We start from the raw sequence: 4,133 nt of genomic DNA, 5'->3' as shown, positions 1-4,133 counted from the left end.
TCTCCAGTTCAGTTTGAAGCGAACCAAGCTCAGAGAATTTCTTCCCCTCGAGATCTTTGAAAACTGTTAACCCTTCAAGAGTAAATTCATCATTAAAGAATTTGCTTATGGTGGTTAAACGTTGCAGGCCATCTATTACCATGTGCCTACCATCATCGTCTTCAGCAAAATAACAAGATGGTAGTGGTATTCTCATTAGACAAGACTCAATAAACCTTGAAGATCTCACCCAGCCATCTTTGTCCYACTTATATTTTCTTTGAAACTCTGGATCTAGCTTTAGCTTTGCCGGTGTTGCTTTAATCCTACTTACCAAGGTTTCAAACGGATAGTCAATCGGAAATAAGCTCAGCATCTTGTCATCTGGTGAATCGTTCATACTTTCCCCCTTATGTGAATACATGGATATTATTTGGCAGTTTAAGGTAGCAGCCTGCGACTGAAAAATCGCTCTTTCCTGCTATGCCGTAGCATTAGCAAAACCCAGTTGCCTATCAGAGACTTCACGCGAGCGCGCTTTTTCTCTGCTCAACACACGACGAGTCTCGTGTAAGCGAACACAGGCTCGCCTGATTCCGAATCAGTCCCCTCAATTGGGATGTTAGAGATGAACACACGAAAGAGTCGTCGATATCACTATGACATTGCAAGCTCAAACGCACTCCAAACTGCCTATATATTCACAGTTAGGTATGGCGTTCTGATCCAAGCACGCTTGTCAAGAATAGTTTCCACTATCTCAACATCTCCGGTAGCGGTCGCTTGCAAACGTCCGCTTATGGCCGACGACTACCGTCCGCAAAGGGCAGCTTTGGCTCGAAACGAGCTCTCGTGAGCGGCTGCTTTTGGCCGATCTCTGCCTGTAGCGAGGACCGTAATCGACCCAGAGCGGGTGCCCAGACATTCAAACCAAATGAGTAGATAATCGACTGCTATACCAGCCATTTCGAGTGCGTATGAGCAACGAATCTTCCCAACGCGAATCTACCGACAGTGCAGCATATAACCTTGCGCAGACCCACGGTGCCCGTCCCCTGTCCGTTGATGGCTATCATCAAACGGTAGAACTGTGCGGTCGGGTCGCCTGCGGCTGGCTGTTCCGTTATAGGATCATTTGCAACTTGGACATCCCAGCGTATGACCAAGAGTCATTCGCTGGCGCTGTAGGTTGCTTGGTTGCTGACGACGGAGAGATACGTGATCTCTCAGGTCCGATGTTCATAGACATGCTTCATATGCTGGCATAGCTCGCGGGTCCACCTTGACCGAACTCTGCCGTTCACTATGGGCGGGAGTCGACCCAAAGCGGACGCCAAAAATTGCGGGCTGGGATAGTTTCTGGTGCCGTTGGGCTCCGTATAGTGGCAATACTTTTTTGGTCAAAGGAGTGGCTATGGACCCGTTAAGCGGCCTACCTGTCAATGTAAATGTCACTACGCATTGTGCGAAAAGGGGAGCTCAATGCGTACAGGAATGATCCTTGCTGGGATCGGCACCATGCTGGCGCTGTTGTCTGCATCGCCAGCCCAGCCTGCGCCCCTGCCGTCAGGAACTGTGAACTAGGGTGGTATCTCCGTGCTGGTACAAGGATCGGGTGCAGATATCATCTTAATTCCAGGATTTGCGTCGTCCTACGAAGTATGGGCAGATTTGGCCTCCAGATTACGCCTCAGCCACCGTCTCCATCTTATACAGGTAGCTGGGTTTGCTGGCTCGCCTGCTGTATCCGACCCGGACGGGAGAGTAGTCGCGTCCACGGTCGAGGCGATCGCTGAATACATCCGCAGCCAGCGCATCGAGTCGCCGGTCATCATCGGTCATTCGTTGGGTGGCGAGGTGGCACTGATGTTAGGTGCTCGTCATCCCGATCAAGTGGGACGCCTGATGATTGTCGATGCGATGCCCTTTTATACTTTGCTGTTTGATCCCTCCGCGACCAGTGAAACGGCGGCCCCGTATGCTGCTGCGATGCGTGATGCAATGTTGGCGGCAACGCCTGAGCAGGCGGAAGCCATGCAACATGCCTCCATCGCCCGTCTCGCTAAAACTGAAGCGGTCAGACCAGGCCTAGTCGCGGCGGGGATAAACTCGGACCGAAAGACTATGGCCGATGCCATGTATGAATTGATGGTCTCAGACCTCCGGCCTGAGCTTGGACGCATCAAGGTGCCCGTTGAAGTCGTCTATGCCTACGATCTGCTTTTCGGCGTAGAAGCGGCCCACGTCGATGCAATGTTCCGTAACGCCTATGCCTCTACCCCACACATCAGCTTCAGGCGCATTGACGGCAGTTTTCACTTCATCATGCTTGATCAGCCAGAACTGTTCGCCAGTGCTGTCATCAGGTTCTTGAACCAGTAAACGGCGACGGAGTTGCTTGAGTGATGAGTCGCCGTAAAAGGGCACAGGATTCGTTGCCGTGCTTGCAGGTCACCGACCGTCTGCTGTTGGCTGGTTAGCGGCGGCCTGACTTCGACCGTCGCTATGCATGATCAAACCTCAGTCTGTTCCGCCATCTCCAGGGCGTCATCGACCTCAATCCCCAGATATCGAACAGTGCCTCCAGCTTCGTATGGCCGAGCAGCAACTAAACCACCCTTAGGATTAGTGATGCCTTCGTACGTCTCATTGTGTGAGTGCCATACATGTCTGGATCAAGGCCCACGCCTTTCACCCAGCCTTTGACGATACGAGCGTACTGACGAGTGGATAGATGGTCTGAGGTATGTAGCCGACTAGGAAAAAGGCAGTCCTCGCTGCGTAGTTGTGCCTGGTGTATCCAGGTACTCCACGCGGTACTCAGTCATAGGAACCTCACGGCCGGCTGACTCGCCCTGTAAGGATGCTCTTGGCGTTAGCTCAGTGTCTGCGTGAAGAAGTCGAGCTCGATGCGAGCAATAGATGGCGATACATTAGGGGGCCCTTGCGGATGGTTATCTGAATGTATTTAAAATCGGGCTTTGATAATGGCCCATAGCCAGTCACCATATTTGCTATTTTAGAAACGAGCATGGCAGCTATTAAACTAAATTGACTTTAGGCGCGAGCAGACTTTGTATATAAAATATTACTTCCAGAACTTGATAATTTCGGTAGGAGTTTTCATTTTATTCTTTACCAATTGGTTTGGAGGGGAAGCATTCGTAGAAAGAACAAACCCCATTTTTTTAACGCTGGGTGTATGCAGTGCTTTTTTATTCCCTTTTTCGCGGATGATAATCGAAAAAACGGCGCTTCGCTTCACAACGCGAGAGTTCTGGAGCACCGGATTATTTGCTGAGTCACCTGGAAAAAATGGCCTGTATGCGATCTTTTATGTAGCCTGTACGATCTTAGCTGTTCCAATTTTTGGGATTTATCTAATTTATATGGCATTAAAAAAAGTGGCCTAAAAAGGCCACTTCCCCCTTATCTTTTAAGGAAGAATTGCATCAAGTGCATCATTGAACTGCTTCACGTGCGCGTCATCAATATAAGCACTGACAAGTGCCATGATTAGCGCAAAAGCTACGATACCAACTGGTGTGGAGACGGTCACTCCGAAAGCAAAAGCAATTAGACCTGTAGCTGCACTGCCAGCAAAAAGTGTTTCCACTTTTAGTGCAGTATTATTCCAATCACCCGATGCGTAGCTTTTCTTCACCTCATTAACCAAATCATATACATCCAATGCCTTTCCTACTGCACCAAACCCTTTGGTGAAAAGGTTGAGGTTTTTTGCCAGCTCAGCACTGTCAAGTGAATCCAGAGCATTCACGATGGCTGCACGATCTGCAGCACTGAATTTCTTATCCAGATGATCCTTGTATTGCTCGAAAGCTTTCAAAGCTTCGTCAGCGCTTCGGAGTGTTTTACCCTTGGCGTTTTCAGCCAAATCTGTAGCTAACGTTGACATCTGGGTGCCGTATTTAGCACTGATTTCTTTGTAGAAATCAGCTGTGAATTTGATAGCCCCCTTTAACTCCTCTTCTTCTTTCGCTTTTTCTTCCTCCAATAGCTTCGCTTCAGCTTCAGCAGCGATACGTGCATCTTCTTCAGCTTTAGCAACACCAATAAGGGCACTAAGTGCGCTAGATTTATCAGTGAGAATTCGAATTTCTTCAGCAACAATCAAAGAGTTATACGCAGCGGTT

At 49.2% G+C, this 4,133-nt stretch carries 3 protein-coding genes and 2 pseudogenes; 2 read left to right on the top strand and 3 right to left on the bottom strand.

What is annotated here, in order from left to right; all coding sequences use genetic code 11:
* On the bottom strand, positions 1-379 hold a 379-nt coding region (locus tag AD670_RS30490; protein ID WP_218187620.1), incomplete at its 3' end, for a DUF262 domain-containing protein.
* A gap of 1,082 nt (positions 380-1,461) precedes the next feature.
* On the opposite strand from AD670_RS30490, the pseudogene AD670_RS02950 reads away from it, so the two are divergent.
* Positions 1,462-2,361, top strand: a pseudogene (locus tag AD670_RS02950) (alpha/beta fold hydrolase).
* Positions 2,362-2,492: 131 nt separating this feature from the next.
* Here AD670_RS02950 and AD670_RS31825 read toward each other — a convergent pair.
* A pseudogene (locus AD670_RS31825) lies at positions 2,493-2,797 on the bottom strand (tyrosine-type recombinase/integrase); the annotation flags it as partial.
* Between the two features lie 256 nt (positions 2,798-3,053).
* Between AD670_RS31825 and AD670_RS32180 the strand changes: the two are divergent.
* Positions 3,054-3,392 (top strand): colicin E1 family microcin immunity protein, encoded by a 339-nt coding sequence (locus AD670_RS32180; RefSeq protein WP_141155649.1) that lies wholly within the window; start codon positions 3,054-3,056, stop codon positions 3,390-3,392.
* A gap of 23 nt (positions 3,393-3,415) precedes the next feature.
* Here AD670_RS32180 and AD670_RS02945 read toward each other — a convergent pair.
* Positions 3,416-4,133: colicin-like pore-forming protein (locus AD670_RS02945; RefSeq protein ID WP_256243854.1), on the bottom strand; the 718-nt coding region annotated here is incomplete at its 5' end.

Origin of the sequence: Pseudomonas sp. MIACH (genome assembly GCF_001269925.1) — a bacterium.
In the GTDB taxonomy this organism is placed as follows: Bacteria; Pseudomonadota; Gammaproteobacteria; order Pseudomonadales; family Pseudomonadaceae; genus Aquipseudomonas.
The sequence above is the reverse complement of the archived record's forward strand: the minus strand, read 5'-3'. Positions and strand labels throughout refer to the sequence as shown.